We start from the raw sequence: 24,737 nt of genomic DNA, 5'->3' as shown, positions 1-24,737 counted from the left end.
GAATCTCAAAGAAGCGCAAAAGAATTAGGCAGTTGCGCAATATTCCGCCGATGCGACAGTTGTTAAGATTTACTTCGGAACTATTTTTGCTGCAGTGCAATTACAACTGCATAAGCACAGTCCTGAAGGCCTACTGAGACCAGATGATTGAAAAAACAAGAACAACTCTAAGCCGGCGTTCACTGCTGGCGGGTTCTGCTGCGCTTGCAGCATCAACTGCTATCCCGACTTGGGTAATTGCCCAATCCAACGCTCCGGTTTCTGCAAATCAGCCATTTGATTTCGATACGCTGACGGAAGCGGTGAAACAGCGTGCACAAAGCCCGGACCCCGGGCCGGCAAAGATCGAGCCGGTTCTGAAGGATCTGAACTATGATGGTTGGCGCAAGATTCAATACGATCCCGAACGCGCGCGATGGAACGAAGACGGAAGCCGTTTCCACATGCACGCCTTTCATCCGGGATGGCTGTTCCCGGACCCGGTTGAACTTTTCGAAGTTCGTGACGGCGTTGCCGCACCGATGTCGTTCACGACCTCCGACTTCATCTACCACGGGGATCTGGAAGGGCGCGTTGACCCTGAAGTGCCAATGGCCGGTGTCGCTGGCTGGCGACTGGCATACCCGCTGAACCGCGCCGATACCTTCGATGAACTGATCGCCTTTCTTGGTGCAAGCTACTTCCGTGCTCTGGGCCGTGACAACGCCTATGGTGCGAGTGCCCGCGGCTTGGCACTGAACACTGCGACAGGCCAGGCAGAAGAATTCCCGCGTTTCTCGTCTTTCTATCTGGAGCCCCCTGCCCCCGGCTCGACCAGCCTGACAGCATATGCGGTTCTCGACAGCCAAAGCGTGACGGGCGCCTATCGCTTCGTCATCTCACCCGGTGAGAATACCGAGATAGACGTAACTGCACGCCTCTTTTTCCGCAGTGATGTGGAACAGCTGGGTGTTGCACCATTAACGTCAATGTTCCTGTATGACGAAACCAATCGCTCAAGATTCGATGATTTCCGACCGCAGGTGCACGACAGCAACGGGCTCCAGATCAGGCGTCGCGGTGGAACGGTGCAATGGCGGGCACTGGCCAATCCGCCGCGCCTTTCCAGCAGCTACTTCTCAGAGGATGCGCTCAGCAGCTTCGGACTGCATCAGCGCGATCGCGACTTCGCAAGCTATGAAGACGCCGAGTCACGCTATGAGCGCCGACCCTCGATCGACGTCGAGCCCATCGGTGACTGGGGCAACGGCGTCGTCCGGCTGGTGGAAATTCCGTCCGATTTGGAAATCAACGACAACATCGTAGCGTTCTGGGTGCCGGAGGATGACATCCGCGCGGGCGACGAGCGCGAATTCCGTTACCGACTGATTTGGGGCATGCTGAACCCGGATCAGCGCGCGGATTTGGCGTATGTACATACCACACATAGTGGTGAAGGCGGCGTGTCGGGAGTGGAGAACAACGATAGCAGTTCCCGCAAATTCGTCGTCGATTTCTCAGGTGGTACTCTGGATCACTTGAGCGAAGACAATGCCAAATCGCTTGAGCCGGAATTCAACGTTTCCAATGCGAAAATTGAAAGCTGGAGCTTGCACAAGATCGATGGAGAGCACATCTGGCGTTTGGCATTCGATGTAGTTCCCGAAGGAAACAGGCCAATTGAACTTTCGGCTTATGTAACTGGCTACGATCAAAGACTGTCCGAAACCTGGAGCTATCAGTGGGTCCGTTCATGATACATGATCGCTATTTCCCTCAGCCATTTGGTGAGGATACCGAACTGACGCAAATCACGGCGCTGCCTGATGCGCCGCTTGCGATGCCCAAGCAAGCCCTGGGCGACAAATCACCGTCTGTGCGCCGGGCTTGGTGGGCTCGTTTGGGTGCGGCCATGTCCGGGTTCCGGTCATCCCACAGCTGATGCAACCCTTCGTGAATAACGACGCGACTCTCCGGCTCGTTCGGGCAGTCGCAATTGGCTTTGCCATTTTGTCGGGTGCGGTCGGTGCGTTGCTGTTTCTGCAATATGCGGGGTCAGACGGTTTGAGCGGCTTCGACATTCTTCGTGCGACGCTGATCGTCATGGCAACATCATGGATCGGATGGGGTGCCGCGCAGGGTTTTCTTGGCCTGATGCAGCCCAAGCCGAAACCGAGATGGTCCACCGCTCCGATAGAAAGCCAGACAGTCGTGATCGTGCCGGTCTACAACGAAGACCCTCGTGCGACTTTTGCCCGGATCGCGGCGATGGATATGTCTATCGCAGCCCAAGGGCTGGCGGAGCATGTTGATTTCGCGATTCTGTCCGACACGACGAACCCGAAGATCGCACTGGCCGAGCGTGAGCAACTGGCTTGGCTGTTGCAGCGCCGTCATGCAGCCGGACGCATTTTCTATCGCCGCCGAGAGGACAATACCGGCAAGAAGGCCGGCAACATCGAAGATTTCGTAAAGCGGTCCGGTGCGGCCTATGACTTCGCGTTGATCCTTGATGCTGACAGCCTGATGGATGGTACGACGGTGGGTGAAATGATCCGTCGGATGCAGGCAGAGCCGCATCTGGGATTGCTGCAATCCTTACCGCGCGTTGTGAACGCACGTTCGGTTTTCGGTCGGGCGATGCAGTTTTCCTCTGCGATGTTTGCACCAGTGTTTACGCGTGGGCTTGCCAGACTGCAGGGGCATGCAGGCCCATTCTGGGGGCACAACGCTATGGTTCGTATGAGCGCCTTCGCAGAGAGCTGTGGCCTGCCTGAACTGGAAGGATCGCCGCCATTCGGTGGTCACATCCTAAGCCACGACTATGTCGAGGCAGCCCTGCTCGCCCGCAATGGCTGGACCGTCCGCGTTGACCCCGATCTGAACGGGTCTTTCGAGGAAGGGCCGGAAAACATAATCGGCTTCGCCAAACGCGATCGCCGCTGGTGCCAAGGAAACCTTCAGCATTCGCGCATTATCGGGGCACCGGGACTGCGCGGCTGGAACCGGTTCACTTTCGCTCAGGGCATATTGTCGTATGTGGCGCCGCTGCTTTGGGGGCTGTTTCTGGTCGCAAGTATCATCGCCACCGTGACGAATGGCGGCCCGAACTATTTCCCCGACCCTTATATGCCGTTTCCGGTCTTCCCGTCAGATCGTACCGCGCAAGCCATTGGTCTGTTCGCAGGTGTGGTCGGATTGCTTATCCTGCCAAAGCTGTTGATCGGTATCGCATCGGCAGTCGGCTCTGACGCGCGCAGCTTTGGTGGTCCCGTCGTCCTGATACATTCCATCGTCGTCGAAATCATCCTGACGAGCATTCTGGCCCCAATCATGATGATGTTTCAGTCGCGCTCAGTTTTCCAGGTACTGATGCGGGCAGATGGCGGTTGGCCTGCGGCCGACCGTGACGACGGTCGCCTGAGCTTCAAGGAAGCGTGGACAGGTAGTTGGTGGATTACCTTGACGGGCGCGCTGGGGCTTGCCGTTACACTGCTGTTGGCGCCTGAATTGACACTGTGGGTTCTTCCCGTTGCAGGACCAATGCTAATCGCCCCTTGGCTGATCACTGTGACCTCTTACCCCTCGCAAGACCTGCAGGTTTTCCGTGCCCCGGAGGAAACCGAAACACCAGACATCGTCGCGCTATATCATGCACTGCGACAGGAACCGTTGGTTTTCAGTGAGGTATCAGGAGACTTGAAGGCGTTCCAGCCTGCAGAGTGATTGTGGATTCCGGGCGACGCGCTTGGGTTTACCCCCGAAAGCTGCGCATGGCCGTCAGGCTGGCATCTGCGATGTCGAACAGGCGTGCCAGGTAATGCTCGCGCGCTTTGAAGGCGGCTTTGGTGTCGCCCGCGAACCCCTGCTCCAAGCTGGCGATCAACCGATGCAGGCGGCGTTGATGGATACCAAGCCGTGCTTGGATTGGGTCTGCGACGATGCCCGCGAAGGTGGCGAACAGCGCAGCGCCGAGGATCAGCAGCGCGACGAGCCCACCAATCAGGACCGGTGATGCCTGGGCGGGAAAAACACCATACCAAAGTGACCCGATAGCGGAGCCCAGGGGGAATGCAGAGATAGCTACCTGATGGGCCAGAATGGCGGACAGCATAGGAGCAAAGGACACGACACCCGGCGTCAGGGATTGAAACGCGATAGCCCCGGTGCCCAATGTTCCGATTGCTGTCGTCATCTCCGCTACGGCAGACCGGCTGCCCGTGTATTCGCCCATCGTGTTTCCGATTTGCGACCTCAATCGCGCCAGCCCGTCCGCGCCTGAATGTTGGACAATCAGCTCGGTCAGTTCGGGTGATCGCAGTACCGCTTCGGCCAACGCGTCCCGTCTCGATGGGTGATCATCGTCGGACCACGGCAGTTCGAGCAGTTCACAGACCACCTTGCGCTCGATTTCGACACCCAGAGCGGTGGGGAGAAAGACCCTTCGGGTGTCGAGCCATCTGCCCGCGCGTCCGAGCCCAACAACTCGCAGGAAAAGGCCGGCGATCCGGCTAGTCAGATAGACGGGCGATAGGGTCACATTGAGTGGTGCACGCAGTAAATCCCAGCCCAACGCGTGCCGATGTAGTCGAAGCGTTCCGCGCAGTCCGAAATTTTCCCGAACAAATCTGTCCACGCGTGTTCGGCGGCTATCGAAATACCGTCCTGCGGCCTGTTCCAGCGCGTCATGGGTTTCGGGTGGAAGCTGCATCGCTCCGCCTTGCTTGGCCTCGCTCCTATATGCGATGTGACGCGCCGAGGTGCAACGAGATGACTCTAATCGTTTCAGTTCAACCCTTCTTCATTGCATCTAGCAGGGCCGCGCCAAGTGCACCCGTATCCGCGCCGCCGCGCCGCGCGGGGCGTTGCTTGCGGGGCGGATGTGGTTCTGCTCCTCGCAATCTATCCTTGCGAGACGACTGCGCATTGTCCGCGCGGCCAGCACCACCATCCTTTCGCATGCTCAGCCCGATCCGTTTGCGGGTCACATCAACCTCGGTCACGCGGACTTTCACGACATCGCCGGTCTTCACGACCTCATGCGGGTCTTTGACAAAACGATCTGCCAGTTGGCTGACATGAACCAGACCATCCTGATGCACGCCGATATCGACGAATGCGCCAAATGCGGCGACATTGGTAACGGTGCCTTCCAGCATCATGCCCGGTCGCAGATCGGTGATTTCTTCGACGCCTTCCGTGAACGCCGCTGTCTTGAAGCTCGGACGCGGGTCGCGTCCCGGCTTGTCGAGTTCCGCAAGTATGTCACGTACGGTAGGCAGGCCGAAAGCGTCATCCACGAAATCTTCCGCCCGAAGTTTGCCGAGGGCGGCACTGTCTCCCATCAGGCTGCGCAGATCGCGACCGCAGGATTGGACGATACGACGGGCAACGCCGTAGGCTTCCGGGTGAACAGCAGAGGCATCCAGAGGTTCTTCTCCATCGCGAATGCGCAAGAAACCGGCACATTGTTCAAATGCACGCGGGCCGAGACGGTTGACTTTCAGTAGTGCCTTTCGCGAACGGAACGCTCCATTCGTGTCACGATGTGCCACGATTGCGTCCGCCAGTCCCGGCCCGAGGCCCGAAACATGGGCCAGCAACGGAGCTGATGCCGTGTTCAGATCGACACCGACCGCGTTCACGGCATCCTCAACCACAGCTTCGAGCGCCTTGGACAATTTGTGCTGGTCCACATCATGCTGGTATTGACCGACGCCGATGGATTTGGGTTCGATCTTCACCAGTTCCGCCAACGGGTCTTGCAAGCGACGCGCGATGGATACCGCACCGCGCAGGGATACGTCGAGATTCGGGAATTCCCGCGCGGCCAGCTCGGATGCGGAATACACCGATGCCCCGGCTTCGGACACGACAACGCAGGTCGGGCGAGTCGTGCCGGGTGGAACGCGCTTGAGCACACCCTGAACAAGCCGCTCGGTTTCTCGGCTGGCGGTGCCGTTGCCAACGGCAATCAGTTCGATCCCGAATTGCCCCACCAGTTTCAGAATTGTGGCCTCTGCACCCACCAGATCATTCTTGGGCTGGAAAGGATACAGTGTGTCAGTCGCCAACACCTTGCCCGTCGCATCAATGACCGCGGCCTTCACGCCAGTCCGAATACCCGGATCAAGCCCAAGCGTGGGCCGCGCGCCTGCTGGTGCTGCAAGCAGCAAATCCTTCAGGTTTCGCGCGAAGACGGTGATCGCCTCTTCCTGCGCGCGGGCACGCAGATCGTTCATCAACTCCAGCATCATCGACAGGCTAAGCTTCACCCGCCAGGTCCACCCCGCAACCTTGCGCAGCCATTCGTCGGCCTCGCCGGTCCCCCGCGTCTGCACTTGTGCCGCGATCATGGCCTGCGCACGTTCGATGCCCGTCTCTGGATCGGGGGCTATTTCGAGCGTGACCACACCTTCGTTCGATGCGCGCATCATGGCCAATGCGCGATGCGATGGTACATCGCCCCATCGTTCGCGGTGGTCAAAATAGTCGGAAAACTTCGCGCCCTTCTGTTCCTGCCCATCCACGAGCCTGGCGGTCAGATAGGCCTCTTGCTTCATGAAATCACGCATCCGCCCAAGCAATTCCGCATCTTCGGACAGCCGTTCCGTCAGGATATCGCGCGCGCCATTCAGGGCGTCTGTTTCCGTGGGCACGGACTCGGTTAGATAACCTTTGGCCAAGCCTGTGGGCGATACTGATCGATCTGTCAGGATAGCATCCAGCAAGGGTTCCAATCCGCTTTCACGCGCAATTGTCGCCTTGGTTCGGCGCTTTGGCTTGTAGGGCAGATAAATATCTTCCAGCCGCGCCTTGGTCTCGGCCTGCGCGATGTCGCGGGCCAATGCGTCTGTCAGCTTATCTTGCGTCTTTATGGTTTCAAGGATGGTTGCGCGGCGGTTTTCCAGATCGCGCAGATAGACCAGCCGTTCGGATAGGTTGCGCAACTGACTATCGTCCAACCCACCCGTTGCTTCCTTCCGGTATCGCGCGACGAATGGCACGGTGGCACCCTCGTCCAGCAACGTCACAGCGGCAGAAACCTGTCGTGTCGATGCGTCGATTTCAGTTGCGATGGTCCGGAAAATTCGCTGGGCTGTATCCACGTTGCGCGGTCCTTCTTTCATTGGACGTTCTTCTAACCCGCTCGTGCAGGCTGACGCAATCTGGCAAAGCGGGTTTGATCAGGATGAGCGGGGCAAGGTCACTAAACGGGCCAGTTCCGGCGCGTGCGGTCCCACGGTCATGGCGCAGCGGACGTTGTCGATCAGCGCGATATCGTAAAGTTCAGCCAGATCGCCATCAATTCGCAGCCAGTCGACGCAAGCGCCGCTGCGCAGGTCGATGACCTGCACACCGCACCAAGGCTCACTGTCAGCATCACGGAGACGGCGGTCCAGATCCAACCCCTCGAAACGTTCATATCGCGGCTTGGACAGGCCGACAAAAGCGTAATCATTTGCGAAGGCGAGCCCGCGCACAAAGCCGGGGCAGAAGGCAACTGGTTCAAACTGTCCATCGCCAGTTTCCAACCCATCGACACGGCCCAACTCGCCCGTGCCTGAATTCAGCAGCCACAACTCACCGCGGTGAAGCCGTGGTGAGTGTGGCATCGACAGTCCCTCGCAAACGATTCCAGTGGTGGCGACATCAATGACGATCCCGCCCGAGGTACGCCGATCCCGCCACGCATCTACCGTGTTCGACCGACTGACCGCCGTGGCATAACGACACACACCGTCTTGCGTTGCCAGCCCGTTCAGATGGCAGCGATCCTCGTCGATCAGCGCGTCAATGAAGCCGGGCCGCCACAACTCAGCGAAGCTGTCGCGTCGATCGAGAGTACTCAGGCAGTTGAAACGCGTGTTCACGAAGACAACCCGGCCATCTGCCAGAAGTCCGATGTCATGGGCGTCCAAACGACCTGTCAGCCAGCTTTGGCGCGCAACGAAACAGGCGTCGAAAACACTATTGGCAAGTTCTCCGGCGTTGAGCACATTCTGCAAGCGGATAATCTCGAAGTCGCAGCACAGCCAGAGAGCACCCTCGCCGTTCGAAACAATTCCCATCGGCTTGGGCATGCCGGCACGATGCACATTCAATGTGCCGTCAGGCTTGTGCCCGACAGTGTAGAGGCACCCGGACTGATACGACGTGAAGGCCAGTGACACCTGCAGATCGGCCAAACGCTGAACCAATCCACGCGAGGCGGAGTACACTTCGTTTAGCAGAGCGGGATTGTCCGTCATAGATCACTCCTCAGCAGCAGGACCACTACAGCGGATCGCACCCGCCCGCGCAAGCGAGTGTTACGCCGTTGATCCTCCATCGACGGTCAGGACGGTTCCGGATGTGCGCGCGGCGTCTTCGCCCAGCAGGTAGACCACCGCACCGGCCGCATTTTCCGGCGTGGGCAGGCCAAGCGGGGCGCGGCGGCGGATGGAGGCCATGTGATCGTCGCGGATACCTTCCGTCATCGCGGTTTCCATGTAGCCCGGCGCCACGCAGTTGACGGTGATCCCCATCTTGCCCAGCTCGCGCGACAAGGACCGGGTGAAACCCTCCAGCCCCGCCTTGGACGCGGCATAGGCCGACAGCGCGTGAAAACCCGTCGAGGCGATGATCGACGAGATGTTGATGATACGCCCCTCGCGTTTGGCCATCATCGAACGCGACACGTATTTCGTCAGGGTGATCGGGCTTTCCAGGTTGACACGCAGCGCCCTGGCAATGTCCGAACCATGCAGCGTGGCCAGCACCCCGTCCATCCCGATGGCCGCATTGTTCACCAGCCCGTAGATCGCGCCGTATTCCTTGGTAACGCCACGCACTATGCCCGGGATTGCGTCGATCTCGGCGGCATCGAAGGTGATATGAACCACCCGGTCGGGATGGGCATCCATCAGCACCTGATAGCCCTCGCCGATGGTCCGGCTGAGCCCGATGACCCGGTAGTCCTCGCGCGCCGCCAGCGATGTGGCAATGGCCAGACCCAGCCCGCGCGATACCCCTGTGACGATGACGTTTTTCATGTGGCGTCTTTCTTCAGCTGCGTTTGATCTTGCCCGCCGCATTGGTCGGCAGGGTCTCGGCGAATTGAATGCGCGCCGGGGTCGCTTCGCGTTCGAGCGTGGCCCGGCAATGGGACTGGATACGGTTTTTCAACTCATCCGTATCCGTATCCGGCGCGGCAGGCACAACCGTCGCGATCAACAAGGCGCCCGTGATCGGGCTCTTCTTGGCGGTGACGGCGACCAGCCCGACACCGTCAACCTCGGCAATCGTATGTTCCACGCGCTCGGGATAGACCTTGACGCCGCCGACATTCACCACCCCGCTGTCACGGCCCAGGAACAGCGCGCGATCATCGGTTACATCCAGTCGGTCGCCGGTGTTGACGAAGCCATCCGCGTCGATCTCGATGCCCTGCCCGCCAAGGTAGCGCGGACGATGCCCGCCCGGCGGCCGCAGCCACAGCATGTCGTTTGCGATGCGGATGCCCACATCGCCCGGTTCATCGGCGCATAGCGACAGGGGGAAGCCCGCGCGCCCGTCCTTCACCGCAAAACCGACACCCGCCTCGGTCGAGGCATAGATATGCGTCAGCCGCGCCCGTGGAAAGCGTGTGGCCAGCGCATCCAGCACCGGCTGATCGGCGATCTCGCCACCCAACGTGACCTGCCGGAGCGGAAGCGCCTCAATCCCCGGCGCCATCAGCAACCGCCGCCAAAGCGTCGGTGTCGCGGACAGATGCGTGCAGCCCTGTGCAGTGAGAAACGCAACCTGTTCTGCCAGGGGCGCATGACGATCCACGGCCGCAAGCGTGCCGCCCCCCAGCAGCGATTGCAACGCCACCTGCAGCCCCGCAAACCGTGTCAGTTCATAGACCAAGCCCCAAACAGCCGGGCTGTTCACCGCCTTGTCCTTCACCGAGCGTGACAGGCTGTCCAGCGTATGCGGCACGATCTTGGGAACGCCCGTCGTGCCGGAGGTGGTCATCATCCAGCGTGTCTGGACTGCCTCCGCCCGCAGAGGGCCAAGTGCATCGGCGACGGTGCGCGCACCATCCAGATCGGTCCGGTCCGTGACGGTCACCGAGCAGCCCGCGATCTCGGACAGTTGCGTGACGATCTCTGGTGGCTGGCTCGTCGAGACGAGCAACAGGCCCGCAACCGCCCCGTCCAGCGCTACCAGCAGTCGCACCAGCGCCACCGGATCCTCGACACTGACCAGGACCACCGCGTCGGAGGCCATGTCGCGGGCAGGCCCGGAGCCGAGCACCTCGCCTGCCGTCACGCGATCGGTTGAGGTTACGGCAAGCAAGTCTTCAGCCGGACGCCCGGCCAGTCGGCTACGCAGCATGGAACTCACGCGGCTTGCGGGCGGAATTTCTCGTAGAAGGCGACAAACTCGGCAAAGGTCTGAGGATAATACGCATCCGTCGACAGGGTAAACGGATCAAAGCCCAGCTCATCCTCAAGCTGGCTCACGAAGATCGCAAAACCCAAACTGTCCAGCCCCGTTTCCAGCAACACTGTATCCGCCGCCAGATCCGGCGCATCCCCGCCGTTTTCCATCTGCCAGACATCAGCAAATACACGGCGAATGTCCCGATCCAAACCGTCAGCCATTTCTCAATCCTCTCAGTACGCGACCGGGTTGTCATTGCCCTTGTCCAAACGGATGCCCCACGGTCCTGTTACGATGCCCTGTTCCACGACGCGGGCAGGATTGCCCATCACGACGCAGTTGGACGGAACATCCTTTACCACCACCGAATTGCCTGCAACGATACAATTGTCACCGACGGTTACTCCCGGCAGGATAATCGCATTGAAACCGACAAAACAATTACTGCCGATACGGGTGTCTTTCCACTCGCGCATCACGAAGTCATGGCTCAGGACTGACACGCCGCCGGTCAGCGCCGTGTATTGCCCGATATGAATGCCCTTGGGGTTGGTGCGATCCAAACGAACCCCGCGCGAAATACGGGTATGATCGCCTATGTCCATCCCGTAGACGCGCCGATACCAGAACAGCATCCATTTCACGACGCCTTTCCGGAAGATAAAATTTCTAATTCTTGCGATCATATCGCTTTGGAAACTCTCGATATCTTTGGCAGGGATGCCTAGCCGTCAACACATGAACTTTATACAAGGGTCTCCTGTCACAATCCGCTTACTCGATCAATATTCTTTCCAGATCGGTATAGGCTGAGGGCAGCTGTTCCACGTCGGCTGCCAAGAGCTTGGGCAAATAGTTCAGCCCGTCACGCGCCCCGTCGGCGCGTTGTTTGCTGAACTCGTCCCTAGCTAGCACACGATATGCAATGATGCGCAGCTTGCAGTAGCGCCGCAACCGCGCGAATTCCCGTTCCGGGTTGGGGAATATGTCGGGGTTGGCGCGCACATGCTTGGCCACAACATAGGCTCGGTTCAGGATCGCCCACAGCCCCATAGCATAGCCACCCGCACGGTTCGACGCATCTCGGTGGTGATAGATGTTCGCGTGCTTTGCCATAAGCACCACGCCCTCGCGCATCGCCCCCCACGACGCGTCGATGTCTTCGAACCAGCCGTAACGGCGCAGTGTTTCGTCGAAGCCGTGCCGGGTGATAACCTCTCTGCGAAAAGACATCCGGAAGCCCGTCATGTAGGGAACCGGGGCGGCGTCGATATGCTCGGGAAGGTCAGGTACGCTTTGCTGCGCGTTCAAACGGTTTCCAACAGCCAGAAACGGGTTTGCACATGCCGCAGTCTCTTTGATTATCTGCCGTAATTTGCGGGCAGCCTTCTGAGTACTGTTCTGGGTTTCTGCCACGTAGCTGGTCAGATCGAGCGAACCATCCGGTGGCACCACGGCAGGTGTCGCACACACCGCAGCGACGGACTCCGACGCCTCATAAACAGCCAACATCTTCTCTGCCGTGTCGAGATAAAGCAGCGAATCATCGTCTGGGAAGATCACGACATCTGCTGTCGTATGTTGGAGCCCGAGATTGCGCTGCTTCGTCAGACCCGGCGGCGATGTCAGAAACACGATTTCGCGCCCGAACCTGCTTGCCAGCGACGTCACGAGATCACCAATTGCGGCTCCGTCGTCATCTGAGGAATCAACCACGACAATTCTGGCACAGGCACGGGTCTGAGTAAGGATGAGCGGCAGAGACAATGCCACGGCGCTCGACCGGTTGCGGGTGGCCATCACGACGTCATAGGTTAGCAGAGCTTCATCGCGCGCCTGTTCGGGCAGGGCCATTCACATCTCTCCACACAACTTCATGCTGCTGTGGTGACAGTGTTCCGACACAATCGCAAGGCGTAAGCCACCCGTTCATGATTCCGCTGTCAGTTCTGCGACTGATCGCTAAGATGCGCTCGAAATAAAGAACGGGGAGCTTCATGAAACCGACTGTCGACTGTATCATCGACACGAAAGCCAAGGTTGGGGAAGGCGCGATTTGGTCAACCCGGCGGCAGGCACTCTATTGGGTGGATATTCCCGCAGGAATGTTGCACCGGCATATCCCGGAGACGAGCCGGAACGAGGAATGGTCCTTTGGACGACCGTTGGGATGTGTTGCGGAGACCTCCAGCGGCAAACTGGTTGGTGCATTGAATGACGGGTTCCATCTGTTTGACACCGATAGCGGTGCAGAAACTCGTGTTGCCGGTCCCTCGCCTGCGAAGGTGGGGCATCGTTTCAACGATGGCACCGTCGATCCGCGCGGGCGGTTCCTGGCGGGCACCATGTTCTGGTCAGACGACGCGCCGAAGGATCAGGGAGCGCTCTATAGCTTCGACGGCAAGGGCGACGCGCGAGAGATCATGGGAGGCTTCCGAACAGTAAACGGGCTAGCATTCTCGCCGGATGGGCGCATTGCCTATGTATCGGACAGCAACCCCGACATTCGAACCATCTGGGCCTATGACTACGATCTGGATGATGGTCACTGGCACAACAAGCGGGTCTTTTTCGATACTCGGGAAGTGCCAGGGCGTCCCGACGGTGGCGCCATCGATGCAGAGGGTTGCTATTGGATGGCAGGCGTGTCGGGCTGGCAACTGGTCCGCATCACGCCCGATGGCAAGGTCGACATGCAGATACCGATGCCTGTCGAGAAGCCCACGCGCATCGCCTTTGGCGGCACCGATCTGTCCACACTGTTCGTAACCTCGATCCATGTCGAGCACGACGATGCACAACCTCAATCCGGCGGTGTCTTCGCCCTGAACGTGTCGGGGATCAAGGGTATTCCAATGCCCGTTATGCCCGGCCTTTAAAGCGTTGAGCGCTCGATCACCGTATCTGGGTGGTCGAGCAGCTCCTCCGACAGTTCCGTACCCAACCCCGGCGCATCAATCGCAACAGCACGCCCATCTTTCACCGTGGGTAGTGTTGTCACCATCCTGCGGTAATGGCCATTGTAGTAGGCGCGGACGCTTTCGAGCCAAAGCGAGTTGGGTTGAGATAAGGCCAAATGCAGGTTTGCAATCCACGTCACCGGGCCGGTGCAATCATGTGGGGCGATCATCACGTCATAGGCGTCGGTTATATGGGCGACTTTCAAGGCCTCACTGATCCCGCCGACCCAGCCTATGTCAAAATGTGCAAAATCCAGTGCGGAGGCCGACAGCGCATCCTTGAACCAGAGTGCGGTGCCGTGGCTTTCGCTGCCCGCAATTGGCGAGGCGCAGCGCTGCCGCAATTCTGCCAAAGCCGCGATATGTTCCATCGGAATCGGGTCTTCGTGCCAGAAGGGACGAAACTGATCGACCTCTGCCAGAATGCGCCGCGCAATGGCAGGCCGCCAAAGTCCATGATACTCCAGTAGTATCTCGATACGATCCCCGACGGCATCGCGTATTGCAGAAATCTTGGAGAGTGCGGTTTTCATTTCGTCTGCTGAAATGCGTTGCCCCCGATTTCGATCGCCTGCCTCGTCAAACGGCCAAATTTTCATTGCCCCGATGCCCTCGTTCAACAGTGATTGGGCGAGCGCGGCAGGATCCTGAATTTGCAACGCCAGATCATCGCTTACCCCATCCACAAGCAAGGGAGTGGCGCTACCCTCTTTCACTGTGCGGGCGCGATAGATACCACCATGAGTGTTATATCCCGGCCCGGCACAAGTGTTATAGATAGGGATACTGTCGCGAAACGGACCACCCAAGTAGCGTGACAGTGACTGACTGACGGCCCGCGCATTATGATCCCACAACGCGATGTCCACAGCGGAATTCGCGCGGATTTCGACTGATCGGGTGGGGTAGCCGAGAAACCGCGTCCCTCCCTCCCGAGCAAGACGATGCGTTATAGCGTTGATTGCGCCTGCATCGGAGCCGAGGATCGAAGGAGCGACATGATCATGCAGATAACGGATGATTGGCGTCGCGTGTCGGAACGTCTCTCCAAGCCCCCATCCCGCTTCCGTGCCTATCCGCACCCAGACATAGTTTGACCAACCCGGATTGTGGATCGTCTCGATCGTATGAATTTTCATTGTATTCTGCCCTAGTGCGACGCAGGTGTTCCGTCGAATATTCGCGTGCGTGCATTTTCAACATGACGCCTCATCGCTTTATGCGCTGCATCGCTGTCGCGTCGCCTGATCGCGTCGAGAATCTCGTAGTGTTCGCTTTGAACCAGTTTCAGGCGGTCGGAGGATACGGTTAGCGATAGGCTTCGTGCGAGGTTCATGCCCATGAGTATCTGGGGTTTCATCGACGCGCGAGTGGACATGAAATAGTGATTGTCCGTGGCCGAGGCAATTGCGAGGTGAAACTCCTCGTCAGCGTCTGCGCCAAGCGCCCCCGTCTCAATGCAGCCATCCAGCGCCTTCAGTGCCTGTTCGATTCGTCCCAAGGACTGCTCGTTCCAGCGTTTTGCCGCGAGCGCGGCGGCTTCTGACTCAATGGTGATCCTGAACTCGAACGTCCGTTGGATATCCGCGATTGATCCCACGGGAGCGAAGCTCAGCATCGCCTTCGCGGGCCGCTTATGCACATAAGAACCGGAGCCTTGTCTCGAAAGAACGATCCCGTCGTCACGAAGCTGCGACAACGCCTGCCGCAGCACCGGGCGTGACACGCCCAATTGTTCGCTTAGGCTATTCTCGGATGGCAGCTTGCTGTTTTCCGGAAACTCCCCTTCGACGATCCGACGCAGCACTTCCTCATAGACCTGATCGGCAAGGCTCCAATCCCGATTGGAACGGTCTTTTCCATCAGGCCGGATCTCCTGTGATGTCGATTGCGTCACAACGGCTCTCCCATTCCGTCCGAGGTCACACGACAGTAAAAGTCTGGGTAGAAGTCGTCAATCTGAAGCCGAGTACGCATTACCTATTTTTACAACATGTCGCATGACGAAAGAATAACGTAAGGCGTTTCCTTCTGTATCTTTTCAAAGATTTGTAGCCATCGCTGCTTGCCATTCTCATCCACAGCCGCAAGGATGAGCTCAGGGAAGGGCCCAGCTTGATCGGGCCGGGAGTTGTTCAAAAATGTCACAATCGCAATTTGCGTTGCGCAAGCCGAATGTCGTGCTGATCGGACTTGGCATGGTGTCCGGCACACATATCAAAGCACTGGCTGATCTGGGCGAGCATGTAAACTTTTACGGCATCGCGTCCCGTAATCCGGACAAGGTCGCTCAGGCGGCTCGACAGATTACCGAAGAAACAAAGTGCCGCCCGAAGCCTTTCGGGTCAATACAGGACATTGCTGACGATCCGGCGGTGGATTTTGTTATCCTGACGACGCCACCCAACGCGCGACGGGACATCGTTTCGACCCTCGCCCACGCCGGCAAACACATCCTTATGGAAAAGCCGATCGAGCGGGATCTGCGCGCGGCAACCGACATTGTCGAGATGTGCGAGGATGCTGGGATTACCCTGGGCGTCACCTTCCAGCATCGCTTCAGGGTAGCGTCCGAAGCGTTGGCGGACCGTATTGCATCAGGTGTGCTTGGACCAATCCATATCGCCGAAATCGATGTCCCTTGGTGGCGTGATCAGTCCTATTACGACGAACCCGGACGGGGCAGCTACGCACGTGACGGTGGCGGAGTGATGATCAGCCAAGCCATCCACACAATGGATCTGGCCCTGTCGTTGACCGGCCCGGTGCAATCCGTGTCCGCCTTTCTTGCCACTAGCAAGCTGCACCGAATGGAGTCCGAAGACTTCGTATGTTCCGGGCTGACCTTTGAAACTGGTGCGATCGGGTCGCTCAATGCAACGACTGCGGCCTATCCGGGACGACCGGAATCGATCCGACTGCACTGCGCAAAAGCGTCTGCCACGCTCTGCGCGGGTGTCCTGACCATCGACTGGCATGACGGCAATCAGGAAACCATCGGCGCAACTGCCGGCACCGGCGGCGGCGCAGATCCGATGGCCTTCACCCATGAATGGCATCGTGACACGATTGCCGACTTCATCGACGCCATTGATCGGGGCCGCGCTCCGCGCGTTACAGGACGAGAGGCGCTGAGAACCCATGAACTGATCGATGCGCTTGTGCTTTCTGCCAAGGAAAAACGGCATGTCGACCTCACCGAACTTCGCGAAACACAAATCAGGACCGCATTATGACCAAACCGCTAAAGATCGCCGCGCTTGGCATCGACCACCGCCACATCTTCGGACAGGCCGCGAGCATGATGGAAGTCGGCGCCGAATTCGTGGGTTGGTGGACGGCTCGGGAAACGCCCGTAGAGGCAGGGTTTCAGAAGCGCTTCGCCGATGTTCCGCGGGCCGCAGACAAGAAGACACTGCTCGATGATCCGGAAATTGACCTGATCGTGATAGCTGCCATGCCCTCTGAACGCGCGGATCTGGCGATCGAGGCAATGCGCGCCGGCAAGGATGTGATGGTAGACAAACCAGGTTGTACCACGTTGGAACAACTCGACCGCATCATGCAGGTTCAGGCCGAAACCGGGCGCATCTGGTCCATCGACTTCTCGGAACGTTTCGAAGTGCCAGCGGTCACGAAAGCAGCTGAACTGGTCGCAGAGGGAGCGATCGGGAAGGTTGTGTCCACCACAGGTCTTGGCCCGCATCGTCTGAATCGGGCGACACGGCCCGAATGGTTCTTCGACCGCGACAGCTATGGCGGCATTCTGTGCGACATCGCGTCCCACCAAATTGATCAGTTCCTTTTTTTCACGGGCTCGACCGACGCTGAAGTCGTCGCCGCGAATGTCGCGAACTATGCCAACCCCGATGATCCCGGCTTGCAGGATTACGGCGACCTGATGCTGCGCAGTGATGCCGGGCACTGCTATATCCGCGTGGATTGGTACACGCCCGATGCACTGCCAACATGGGGTGACGGTCGCCTGACGATCCTCGGCACCGAAGGGTATATCGAATTGCGCAAATATGTGGATGTCGCGCGGGCCGACCGGACGGATAACCTGTATCTGGTGAACGGGACACGCTGTGAATACATCGACTGTCGTGATGCGGGCCGTCCCTATTTCCAACGGCTGGCCCACGATATCCGGGATCGCAGTGAAACGGCAATGCCCCAGTCACATGCCTTCAAGGTGATGGAACTCGCACTGAAAGCTCAACAACTGGCAGAATCTCGCGGTTGACCGCGTACCCTATGCAGGCGCGAGGTAGCGGATCAGCATATCCGCCGCCTCGTCCGCGCGGCGTTCCAGCCACGCGTCATCCACAGGGCATTTGAAGACCGCCCTGAGTGTGTGCTTGTTGGATACAGGAAAATAACACAGCGACGCGATGAAAATATAAAGCTCTACCGGATCGACCCGCGAGCGGAACTGGCCGTTCTCGGCCCCGCGCGCCAGCACGGAGCGCAGCTTTTCCACCAGCACGGATTGAATCTCATCCGCGCCGCGCAGTTCGCGGATGGTGTCACCCCCGCGCAGGTTTTCCGTATTCAACATGGAAATGAACCATGGTTTCAGGCGGAAATGGTCCATCGTAAAATGCACGAGCGCACGGATGGCGTCAGGTGGGTTGAGTTGATCGAGGTTCAACTCCCCCTCGCCTTCCCGAATCTGGATATAGGCCTCTTTTAGCGCGGCAGCATAGATCGCTTCCTTGTCCCCAAAATAGTCGTAGATAAGCGGTTTGCTGACACCCGCATTCTTGGCGATCCTATCCACACGTGCGCCCGCATGGCCAAATTCGGAAAACTCGATCAGCGCGGCTTCAAGTATCGCCTTTTTGGACCCCTCGGCGTCACGCTTCTTCCGCACCCGTTGAAGGGCTTTGGCCGGTTTCGCCTTGATGTTCATTTTGCCTCGCCGTTTTCTTTGCGCCCCAGCCTAATCCACCCGCCAAGCTTTGCCAAACCACTACGGACAGGCGCGAAGTTCAGAAGAATGGACATTAGGATCACAATGACGAAGGCTGCGCAGATGGGTCGTGTGAAGAAGGGCATCAGGTCACCTTCGGTCAACGACAGCCCGCGACGCAGGCTCTTGTCCATCAGATCACCCAGAATGATGCCCAGAACGAGCGGTGCCATCGGGTAGTTCATTTGTCGCAGCAGGAACCCGATAATGCCGAACCCGACCATGACCCAGACATCGAACAATCGCTGGGTCAATGCGTATGGGCCAATAACGCATAGAACGAACACGATCGGCATCAGGTATTCGCGTGGCACACGGAGCACCATGACGAACAGCCGCGTCAGAGACAGCCCGAAAACTGCAATCGCGAGTGTGGCGAGGATCAGCATCACCGCGACCGAATAGATGAAATCAGGCTGTTCGATCATGATCATCGGGCCGGGACGGATGCCGTGGATGAAAAGCGCCGCAATCAAGACAGCGGACGACGCGGACCCCGGAACGGCCAACGTGATCGCCGGGATCAATGATCCGGGCACGACTGCGCTGTTGCCCGTCTCGGCCGCGGTTAAGCCTTCATAGGAACCGTGCCCGTATTCATCCGGTGCCTTGCTGGATCGGCGCGCGGCGGCATAGGCCGCCCAGGCCCCTATGTCCTCGCCCACCCCCGGGATAATCCCGACGAAGGTTCCAATGATGCCCGACCGCACGACATTGAACTTCTGTTTCCACAAATCCACCAAGCGTGGCAGTGTCCGGTCGCTTCCGTCTTCTGTCTCGGCCATCTGTGCCGATTTGCGCCACATGGCCGTCAGAACCTCGGCAAAACCAAAAGCGCCAACCATTGCAGGGATCAGCCCAATTCCGCCACCGAGGTCGGATATGCCAAAACTGAATCTGATATGGGCGTGGATGCCTTCACTGCCGACCATGGCGACCATCAGCCCCAGGATGCCGGCGATGTAGCCTTTCAGCGGGCTGCCTTCTGCCGTCAATTGGCCGGATATGATCACCCCAAACACCGCGAGCCAGAAAAATTCATACGACCCGAATTTTAGTGCAGCTTCAGCGAGCGGCGGAGCAATCATGACCAACAACAGGATGCCGACCAGTGTGCCGAGGGCCGAACCCGATGTCGCCAGCGCCATCGCATATGCCGCCTTGCCTTTCTGAGCCAACGGGAAACCGTCCAGTGAGGTCGCGGCGCTCGCCGGTGTGCCAGGGATATTGAGCAAGATCGCGCTGCGCGATCCACCATAGATTGCACCCACATACATGCAAATCAGCACCAGTATCGCTGCATCACGATCCAGCCCGTATGTAAGAGTCGTCAAAAGCGCCACGCCCATGGTTGCCGTCAGACCGGGTAAGCTGCCCACGAAAATTCCCAGCAATGTCGCCCAGGCGACGTGGAAGATGTTCATCGGCGTCAGCATGGTGCCAAACGCATCAATCAGTGCGGCAAGCCCTGTCATGGTAACCTCACCAGAAAACCCTGCTCAAAAATGAGCGAAATCAGAAATGCCGAGATTACCCCGATCGCAGCCGCTGATGCCGTGGCCTTGAGTTTCGCCTTCGCAAGCCCTCGGAGTGGCCAGGTAAATACGAGCGAAAAGGCGGTTATGAAAATAGCCGTCGCCACGGCAAAAGGCAGGTTACCGACCAGCCCAAGCGCATAAACCAAGGTCAGGCCCAGAGTTAGCAGCAGATACCGGTTATCGCCCCCTTGAAGAAATCCTTGTTCGGTATTTGCTTTGCGTGCCGACACAAACAACAGCGTAGCGCAGATTACCATCAGCACACCCAGGATCATCGGCACAAGGCCGGGAATAGTTGAGGGATGAATTTGACGGATTTCCAACCGATCCATCCGATAGCCGCCAACGAGCATGGCTATCCCCAGTGCTGCCAGCAAACCGGATGTAATCCGATCTGCATGTTTCATACTGTTTGAAGTCATTTTGCCTCTGGCTGCCAAAGCTGGTTTGCCCGCGCCGATCGTTGCCGGCGCAGGCAGGTGATTATTCGGATGGGCAAGTGATCCCGATTTCAGATGGATCGATCACCGCTTCGCCCCGATCAACACGCGCACAGGCTTCGGCGATCACGACCGGCATAGCGCGTTCAAGCGCAGCGTCGCCGTAACTTGGATCAAATACCGCACCAAGCGAATTTGCATATTCCTGCAACTCGGGCGCGTTCATGATTTTCTCTTCCCAGATTCTGTCTACGGTATCGTAGACTTCCTCAGGGGCTCCCATCGGAATAAAAACCCCGAAGTAATCCTTGGCGACATGCATTTCCGGCAGCCAGTTGGTAATAGGCGGGATCGGGTCAACACCTTCAACCTCCAGCGGCGAGTCCGACAATACCGTCAGCCCACGCAGGCGCCCAGCCCTGATCATTTCCATTTGTTCAACCGCAAGCTGTGTTGTTGCAACAACTTCACCCGAAGCCGCGGCGATAACCGCAGGATTGCCACCATCATAGGTGATCATCCGCGCACCCAGTTCGCCGCCCGCGCCTTCCTTGATCGCCGCAAGCGCCATGCCGCCCGACGAATTCACGCCGGCCGTACCAACGGTGACATCACTACCCTTCATGGCTTCGAGCAATTCACCGAAATCCTTGTAGGGCGCATCGGCATTGACCGAGACAACCGGCACATTCGCGACATGAAGATAGATGTGATAGTCGTCTATTGTCGTATCTTCCAGCAGCCCAGTCACAGCATAGGTCGCGTTGTTCGCAATTGCGTTCGCGGTCCAGGTGTAGCCATCACGCGGCGCATCCAGCGCGGCCTTGGTGCCAATCGAACCCGATGCTCCTGGCTGGTTGACAACAACGACTTCGGTCCCAAGCGCCTCTTCCAGCAATGGTGCAACCACGCGTGTCACCTGATCGGTGGAGCCACCGGCAGCCCACGGAACGATGATGTTTATGGGCTTATCAGGTTGCCAGTCCTGGGCAATGGCGGGCGCAGCCATCATTCCTATCGCAATGGCAGCCCCCGTAAAATTCAGGCGTCTCATATTAACCTCCCATTTATATTACCGACCGGTAGGTAAAAACATTACCAACGCCGTGTCAACGAGTCGTTGCACACGCCAATAAGGAAACCAATATGGAAATTGGTCTCTTTATTGGGGCAGATTACTAGGTTGAGGTCTTAGTGTCGGGTTGCAAACCGCCTTAATCTAGCTAAAAGGTATTATATAGGTCTTCAATTCTTTCTGAGCGGGCGAGAACAACCATGGCTGACGCAACCACTAAAATGCGCCAAGAGGTGCAGGAAATCCCCAGCGCTGTTGACCGGTTGTTGAAGCGTGGCGACTCTGCCATTCGGGACGCGTCCACCGCACTGCAGAATCTGGATCCCACCTATCTGATTTCCGTGGCGCGCGGGTCTTCTGATCACGCGTGCACCTATCTGAAGTATGTCAGTGAGCTTCTTCTGGGATGTCCCGTCGCATCTGTCGGTCCGTCGGTTGCGTCGGTCTATGGTGCGTCCCTGAAGTTGGACGGTGCCGCCTGCCTGTCAGTTTCGCAATCCGGTCAGAGCCCCGATATTGTTGAGATGACCCGAAGTGCGCGTGCAGACGGGGCGATGACCTTTGCGTTGACCAATAACGAAGACTCCCGCCTCGCTGCCATCGCGGACCACGTCCTTCCAATCCATGCCGGGCCAGAACTAAGCGTTGCTGCAACAAAGACCTTCATCAATTCCGCCGTGGCGGGCCTTGCACTGTTGGCTCACTGGAAGGGCGATAGCGACCTGATCCGTGCAATCAAGGCTCTGCCGGAACATCTCGCGAAGGCGGCGCAACTTGATTGGCCCGAAATTCGGCAGGCCCTGACAGGCGGATCGGTCTTCACTCTGGGACGCGGGCCGGTTTTTGCGATCTCGAACGAAGCGGCACTGAAGTTCAAGGAAACCTGCCAAATCCACGCGGAATCCTACTCCAGCGCCGAAGTGCTGCATGGCCCAGTGTCCATCGTCGACCGGGGTTTTCCGGTCATCGCCTTCGCTGCGGCTGATGCCGGTGAAGCGCCACTGGCCGACATCGCGGATCAGATCGCCGCGAAAGGTGCGTCGGTTTTTGCCACGACCAGCAAGGTGCGGAACGCTACCTTGGTCGAACATGTTCGCACTGACCATCCATTGTGCGATCCTCTGAGCTTGCTCGTGTCATTCTACGCCATGGTGGAACGTGTCGCTACGGAAAGAGGCATTGATCCCGATGCACCGCGGCACCTGAAGAAGGTTACCGAGACGATCTGATGACCTCGACACTCTATACCGGCGCACGCATTTTCGATGGATCGACACTAAGTGAAGGCGCGCTGCTCGTCACGGATGGGAAAGTTGCCGGGTTCGGTCGAAGTGATCAAGCTGCAGACCAGACCGTTACGCTGGACGGGGGAGTCATCGCGCCGGGTTTTGTCGATATTCAGGTGAACGGCGGTGGCGGGATGATGTTTAATGACGCCCCCGATGTCGCGACATTGAACATCATGGCACAGTCGCATGCGCGTCTCGGTGCCACCTCGATCTTGCCCACCCTTATCACATCGTCTCGGGAAACGACACTCGCCGCAATCGAAGCCGCAATCGAAGCCTCGTCCACCATAGCCGGCATTCGCGGAATACATCTTGAAGGCCCGCATCTGTCCATTGCCCGCAAAGGTGCGCATGATGCCAAATACATCCGACCGATGGATGCTGACGACCTTACGACCCTGTGCGACGCGGCCCAACACCTGCCTGCGCTCAAGGTGACCGTAGCTCCGGAAACCGTCACACCCGAACAGATCGCGGCACTGACGGAAGCTGGGATTTGCGTCTCTCTCGGCCATAGCGACGCAGGCACCCGGCTTTGCAATCAAGCTGCGGACGCAGGTGCACGATGCGTAACACATCTGTTCAATGCCATGAGCCAGCTGGGCAATCGCGAACCAGGTCTTGTCGGCACCGCGTTGGCGCGCGGTGACCTGAACGCGGGGCTGATCGCTGATGCCGTGCATGCCCACCCCGACTCGATGCGCATAGCCCTTCGTGCGAAGAATGGCCCGGCTCGCATATTTCTCGTCTCGGACGCAATGGCCCCTGCCGGCACGGATATCGGGTGGTTTGAAATGGATGGTCGGAGAATCGAACGTCGCGACGGTCGGTTGACGCTAGAAGACGGCACTTTGGCCGGTGCGGATCTTGATCTGGCAACCGCTGTCAGGAACTTAGTAACACTTTTGGATGTACCGCTGTCGGATGCGCTGGCAATGGCCACAAGTGTTCCGGCTGGCGTGGCGGGTATCGAGGATGCTGGAAGCCTGCGGGCGGATGGCCCGGCCGACTTCATCCATCTTGATGACGATTTGCGACTGACCACCACTTGGCGCGCGGGCATACGGCAATAGGCTGCGCAGCGAGCACCGCGCAGCCTGCGACAGCTTAGAACGGGCTGTCGGGATAGTAGAAGTTTTCAGCGTTCTCAGGCGTAATCAGGACGGAACCGATCACGAACTCACCTGATACCGGTGCGTTGGACACGAAGTTCAACGCGGTCAGTTCAATGGCCGTGGCAATCATCGACGGCGGATAGGTAACATCTGCGGGGATCATCTCGTCGCCATCCATGACGCGTTTGATCATCTCCTTCATGCCCGCGCCACCCAGAACGAACTGAACGTCCTCACGCCCGGCCTGTTCGATTGCGGCCAACGCACCCACGGCCATGTCGTCGTCTGACGCCCAAACAGCATCGATCTCCGGATATTTGGACAGGAAATCCTGCATCACGGTGAAGGAGTCGTCACGGTTCCAGTTGCCATGCTCCATTCCGAGGACTTCGATCCCGGACCCGTCAATCGCGGACTGGAAGCCCTCGACGCGCTCATTGTCAATGGTTGTCGGAATACCGCGCAGCACGACGATCTTGCCGCCATCGGGCATCTTGTCCGCAAAGTATTCGCCGGAAACCCGCCCGAAGCCGGGGTTGTCACCCGCGACATACAGGTCCTCGATTCCTTCTTCGGACAACCCGCGGTCAACGACCGTGACCCAGGCTCCATTGTCGGCCACATTCTTTACGGGGCCTGTGAGTGGTTCGGATTCGAAGGGCAGCACAACTAGTGCATCGATCCCGCGCGCGGCGACCATGTCTTCGATATCGTTGACCTGCTTGGCCGGATCGCTTGCCGTGGCCAGCACGAAGTCGAGCTCCGGATAGGTTTCTTCAAGGCGATCGACCGCTTCCTGTGCATGGAAGTTCATGCCACCTGCCCAGCCATGCGTGGCCGCCGGAATAGACACACCGATGACGGTGGTGTCCTGAGCGAATGTCGGGGTAGCGGCCATTGCGACCGCCACGCCGAGCGCCCCTGTCAAAGTCTTCAGTTCCATAGTCTTCCCT

Annotated in this window: 22 protein-coding genes; 7 read left to right on the top strand and 15 right to left on the bottom strand. The window is 58.5% G+C overall.

Annotation, left to right across the window (positions count from 1 at the left end; all coding sequences use genetic code 11):
- The first annotated feature begins 143 nt into the window (after positions 1–143).
- On the top strand, positions 144–1,736 hold the full coding sequence (locus FPZ52_RS17930) for an OpgD/OpgG family glucan biosynthesis protein (RefSeq protein WP_146366967.1): 1,593 nt from the start codon (positions 144–146) through the stop codon (positions 1,734–1,736).
- 196 nt (positions 1,737–1,932) lie between these two features.
- Positions 1,933–3,705 (top strand): glucans biosynthesis glucosyltransferase MdoH, encoded by a 1,773-nt coding sequence (gene mdoH, locus FPZ52_RS17925; RefSeq protein WP_240804513.1) that lies wholly within the window; start codon positions 1,933–1,935, stop codon positions 3,703–3,705.
- Positions 3,706–3,733: 28 nt separating this feature from the next.
- Here mdoH and FPZ52_RS17920 read toward each other — a convergent pair whose 3' ends face one another.
- The 8 genes from FPZ52_RS17920 to FPZ52_RS17885 all read right to left on the bottom strand — a co-directional run bounded on the left by FPZ52_RS17920 (position 3,734) and on the right by FPZ52_RS17885 (position 12,246).
- The gene (locus tag FPZ52_RS17920) at positions 3,734–4,690 is read right to left on the bottom strand and encodes a DUF6635 family protein (protein ID WP_146366965.1); all 957 of its coding nucleotides are present in this window, start codon (positions 4,688–4,690) and stop codon (positions 3,734–3,736) included.
- A gap of 79 nt (positions 4,691–4,769) precedes the next feature.
- Positions 4,770–7,109 (bottom strand): Tex family protein, encoded by a 2,340-nt coding sequence (locus FPZ52_RS17915; RefSeq protein ID WP_240804512.1) that lies wholly within the window; start codon positions 7,107–7,109, stop codon positions 4,770–4,772.
- Positions 7,110–7,166: 57 nt separating this feature from the next.
- Complete coding sequence (locus FPZ52_RS17910; protein WP_146366964.1) at positions 7,167–8,231, bottom strand: TIGR03032 family protein; 1,065 nt, start codon at positions 8,229–8,231, stop codon at positions 7,167–7,169.
- A 60-nt stretch (positions 8,232–8,291) separates the two neighbouring features.
- On the bottom strand, positions 8,292–9,014 hold the full coding sequence (locus FPZ52_RS17905) for an SDR family NAD(P)-dependent oxidoreductase (protein WP_146366963.1): 723 nt from the start codon (positions 9,012–9,014) through the stop codon (positions 8,292–8,294).
- A 13-nt stretch (positions 9,015–9,027) separates the two neighbouring features.
- Positions 9,028–10,344, bottom strand: coding sequence for an AMP-binding protein (locus FPZ52_RS17900; RefSeq protein ID WP_146366962.1), 1,317 nt, complete (start codon positions 10,342–10,344; stop codon positions 9,028–9,030).
- 5 nt (positions 10,345–10,349) lie between these two features.
- Positions 10,350–10,613: an acyl carrier protein gene (locus tag FPZ52_RS17895; protein ID WP_146366961.1), complete on the bottom strand. Its 264-nt coding sequence runs from the start codon at positions 10,611–10,613 to the stop codon at positions 10,350–10,352.
- 12 nt (positions 10,614–10,625) lie between these two features.
- A complete protein-coding gene (locus FPZ52_RS17890; protein ID WP_240804554.1) occupies positions 10,626–11,027 on the bottom strand; it encodes an acyltransferase in 402 nt (133 codons plus the stop codon).
- A 139-nt stretch (positions 11,028–11,166) separates the two neighbouring features.
- Positions 11,167–12,246, bottom strand: coding sequence for a glycosyltransferase family 2 protein (locus tag FPZ52_RS17885; protein ID WP_146366959.1), 1,080 nt, complete (start codon positions 12,244–12,246; stop codon positions 11,167–11,169).
- Positions 12,247–12,389: 143 nt separating this feature from the next.
- Between FPZ52_RS17885 and FPZ52_RS17880 the strand changes: the two genes are divergently transcribed.
- The gene (locus tag FPZ52_RS17880) at positions 12,390–13,271 is read left to right on the top strand and encodes an SMP-30/gluconolactonase/LRE family protein (RefSeq protein WP_146366958.1); all 882 of its coding nucleotides are present in this window, start codon (positions 12,390–12,392) and stop codon (positions 13,269–13,271) included.
- On the opposite strand, the gene FPZ52_RS17875 is transcribed toward FPZ52_RS17880, so the two are convergent.
- Both FPZ52_RS17875 and FPZ52_RS17870 read right to left on the bottom strand, forming a co-directional pair.
- A complete protein-coding gene (locus tag FPZ52_RS17875; protein ID WP_146366957.1) occupies positions 13,268–14,491 on the bottom strand; it encodes a mandelate racemase/muconate lactonizing enzyme family protein in 1,224 nt (407 codons plus the stop codon). The genes FPZ52_RS17880 and FPZ52_RS17875 overlap by 4 nt on opposite strands.
- Positions 14,492–14,502: 11 nt before the next feature.
- A complete protein-coding gene (locus tag FPZ52_RS17870; protein ID WP_240804511.1) occupies positions 14,503–15,249 on the bottom strand; it encodes a FadR/GntR family transcriptional regulator in 747 nt (248 codons plus the stop codon).
- Positions 15,250–15,493: 244 nt separating this feature from the next.
- Between FPZ52_RS17870 and FPZ52_RS17865 the strand changes: the two genes are divergently transcribed.
- Positions 15,494–16,588, top strand: coding sequence for a Gfo/Idh/MocA family protein (locus tag FPZ52_RS17865; RefSeq protein WP_146366956.1), 1,095 nt, complete (start codon positions 15,494–15,496; stop codon positions 16,586–16,588).
- Positions 16,585–17,598: a Gfo/Idh/MocA family protein gene (locus FPZ52_RS17860; protein ID WP_146366955.1), complete on the top strand. Its 1,014-nt coding sequence runs from the start codon at positions 16,585–16,587 to the stop codon at positions 17,596–17,598. Before FPZ52_RS17865 ends, FPZ52_RS17860 begins: the two co-directional genes overlap by 4 nt.
- A 9-nt stretch (positions 17,599–17,607) precedes the next feature.
- Here FPZ52_RS17860 and FPZ52_RS17855 read toward each other — a convergent pair whose 3' ends face one another.
- The 4 genes from FPZ52_RS17855 to FPZ52_RS17840 are packed head-to-tail and all read right to left on the bottom strand — an operon-like array spanning position 17,608 to position 21,359.
- Positions 17,608–18,267: a TetR/AcrR family transcriptional regulator gene (locus tag FPZ52_RS17855; protein ID WP_146366954.1), complete on the bottom strand. Its 660-nt coding sequence runs from the start codon at positions 18,265–18,267 to the stop codon at positions 17,608–17,610.
- Complete coding sequence (locus FPZ52_RS17850) at positions 18,264–19,802, bottom strand: tripartite tricarboxylate transporter permease (RefSeq protein WP_146366953.1); 1,539 nt, start codon at positions 19,800–19,802, stop codon at positions 18,264–18,266. The genes FPZ52_RS17855 and FPZ52_RS17850 overlap by 4 nt, the downstream gene beginning before the upstream one ends.
- Complete coding sequence (locus tag FPZ52_RS17845) at positions 19,799–20,305, bottom strand: tripartite tricarboxylate transporter TctB family protein (protein WP_146366952.1); 507 nt, start codon at positions 20,303–20,305, stop codon at positions 19,799–19,801. Before FPZ52_RS17845 ends, FPZ52_RS17850 begins: the two co-directional genes overlap by 4 nt.
- Positions 20,306–20,348: 43 nt before the next feature.
- On the bottom strand, positions 20,349–21,359 hold the full coding sequence (locus FPZ52_RS17840; RefSeq protein WP_146366951.1) for a tripartite tricarboxylate transporter substrate binding protein: 1,011 nt from the start codon (positions 21,357–21,359) through the stop codon (positions 20,349–20,351).
- Between the two features lie 221 nt (positions 21,360–21,580).
- Here FPZ52_RS17840 and FPZ52_RS17835 point away from each other — a divergent pair, with 221 nt between their 5' ends.
- The gene (locus tag FPZ52_RS17835) at positions 21,581–22,609 is read left to right on the top strand and encodes an SIS domain-containing protein (protein ID WP_146366950.1); all 1,029 of its coding nucleotides are present in this window, start codon (positions 21,581–21,583) and stop codon (positions 22,607–22,609) included.
- On the top strand, positions 22,609–23,742 hold the full coding sequence (nagA, locus tag FPZ52_RS17830; RefSeq protein ID WP_146366949.1) for an N-acetylglucosamine-6-phosphate deacetylase: 1,134 nt from the start codon (positions 22,609–22,611) through the stop codon (positions 23,740–23,742). Before FPZ52_RS17835 ends, nagA begins: the two co-directional genes overlap by 1 nt.
- A gap of 34 nt (positions 23,743–23,776) precedes the next feature.
- Here the strand turns inward: nagA and FPZ52_RS17825 are convergent, their stop codons facing one another.
- Positions 23,777–24,727 (bottom strand): ABC transporter substrate-binding protein, encoded by a 951-nt coding sequence (locus tag FPZ52_RS17825; protein WP_146366948.1) that lies wholly within the window; start codon positions 24,725–24,727, stop codon positions 23,777–23,779.
- Positions 24,728–24,737 lie beyond the last annotated feature (10 nt).

This window comes from Qingshengfaniella alkalisoli, from assembly GCF_007855645.1.
Lineage (GTDB): Bacteria > Pseudomonadota > Alphaproteobacteria > Rhodobacterales > Rhodobacteraceae > Qingshengfaniella > Qingshengfaniella alkalisoli.
This window is presented reverse-complemented; position numbering and strand designations above follow the sequence as displayed.

What these genes read in the sequence shown, in the direction of transcription:
- FPZ52_RS17910 (WP_146366964.1), bottom strand. Translation starts at nt 8,231, where the DNA reads ATGACGGACAATCCCGCTCTGCTAAACGAAGTGTACTCCGCCTCGCGT.
- FPZ52_RS17850 (WP_146366953.1), bottom strand. Translation starts at nt 19,802, where the DNA reads ATGACAGGGCTTGCCGCACTGATTGATGCGTTTGGCACCATGCTGACG.
- FPZ52_RS17840 (WP_146366951.1), bottom strand. Translation starts at nt 21,359, where the DNA reads ATGAGACGCCTGAATTTTACGGGGGCTGCCATTGCGATAGGAATGATG.
- nagA (WP_146366949.1), top strand. Translation starts at nt 22,609, where the DNA reads ATGACCTCGACACTCTATACCGGCGCACGCATTTTCGATGGATCGACA.
- FPZ52_RS17920 (WP_146366965.1), bottom strand. Translation starts at nt 4,690, where the DNA reads ATGCAGCTTCCACCCGAAACCCATGACGCGCTGGAACAGGCCGCAGGA.
- FPZ52_RS17825 (WP_146366948.1), bottom strand. Translation starts at nt 24,727, where the DNA reads ATGGAACTGAAGACTTTGACAGGGGCGCTCGGCGTGGCGGTCGCAATG.
- FPZ52_RS17855 (WP_146366954.1), bottom strand. Translation starts at nt 18,267, where the DNA reads ATGAACATCAAGGCGAAACCGGCCAAAGCCCTTCAACGGGTGCGGAAG.
- FPZ52_RS17860 (WP_146366955.1), top strand. Translation starts at nt 16,585, where the DNA reads ATGACCAAACCGCTAAAGATCGCCGCGCTTGGCATCGACCACCGCCAC.
- FPZ52_RS17835 (WP_146366950.1), top strand. Translation starts at nt 21,581, where the DNA reads ATGGCTGACGCAACCACTAAAATGCGCCAAGAGGTGCAGGAAATCCCC.
- FPZ52_RS17895 (WP_146366961.1), bottom strand. Translation starts at nt 10,613, where the DNA reads ATGGCTGACGGTTTGGATCGGGACATTCGCCGTGTATTTGCTGATGTC.
- FPZ52_RS17885 (WP_146366959.1), bottom strand. Translation starts at nt 12,246, where the DNA reads ATGGCCCTGCCCGAACAGGCGCGCGATGAAGCTCTGCTAACCTATGAC.
- FPZ52_RS17905 (WP_146366963.1), bottom strand. Translation starts at nt 9,014, where the DNA reads ATGAAAAACGTCATCGTCACAGGGGTATCGCGCGGGCTGGGTCTGGCC.
- FPZ52_RS17890 (WP_240804554.1), bottom strand. Translation starts at nt 11,027, where the DNA reads ATGCTGTTCTGGTATCGGCGCGTCTACGGGATGGACATAGGCGATCAT.
- FPZ52_RS17865 (WP_146366956.1), top strand. Translation starts at nt 15,494, where the DNA reads ATGTCACAATCGCAATTTGCGTTGCGCAAGCCGAATGTCGTGCTGATC.
- FPZ52_RS17900 (WP_146366962.1), bottom strand. Translation starts at nt 10,344, where the DNA reads ATGCTGCGTAGCCGACTGGCCGGGCGTCCGGCTGAAGACTTGCTTGCC.
- FPZ52_RS17930 (WP_146366967.1), top strand. Translation starts at nt 144, where the DNA reads ATGATTGAAAAAACAAGAACAACTCTAAGCCGGCGTTCACTGCTGGCG.
- FPZ52_RS17875 (WP_146366957.1), bottom strand. Translation starts at nt 14,491, where the DNA reads ATGAAAATTCATACGATCGAGACGATCCACAATCCGGGTTGGTCAAAC.
- FPZ52_RS17880 (WP_146366958.1), top strand. Translation starts at nt 12,390, where the DNA reads ATGAAACCGACTGTCGACTGTATCATCGACACGAAAGCCAAGGTTGGG.
- FPZ52_RS17915 (WP_240804512.1), bottom strand. Translation starts at nt 7,109, where the DNA reads ATGAAAGAAGGACCGCGCAACGTGGATACAGCCCAGCGAATTTTCCGG.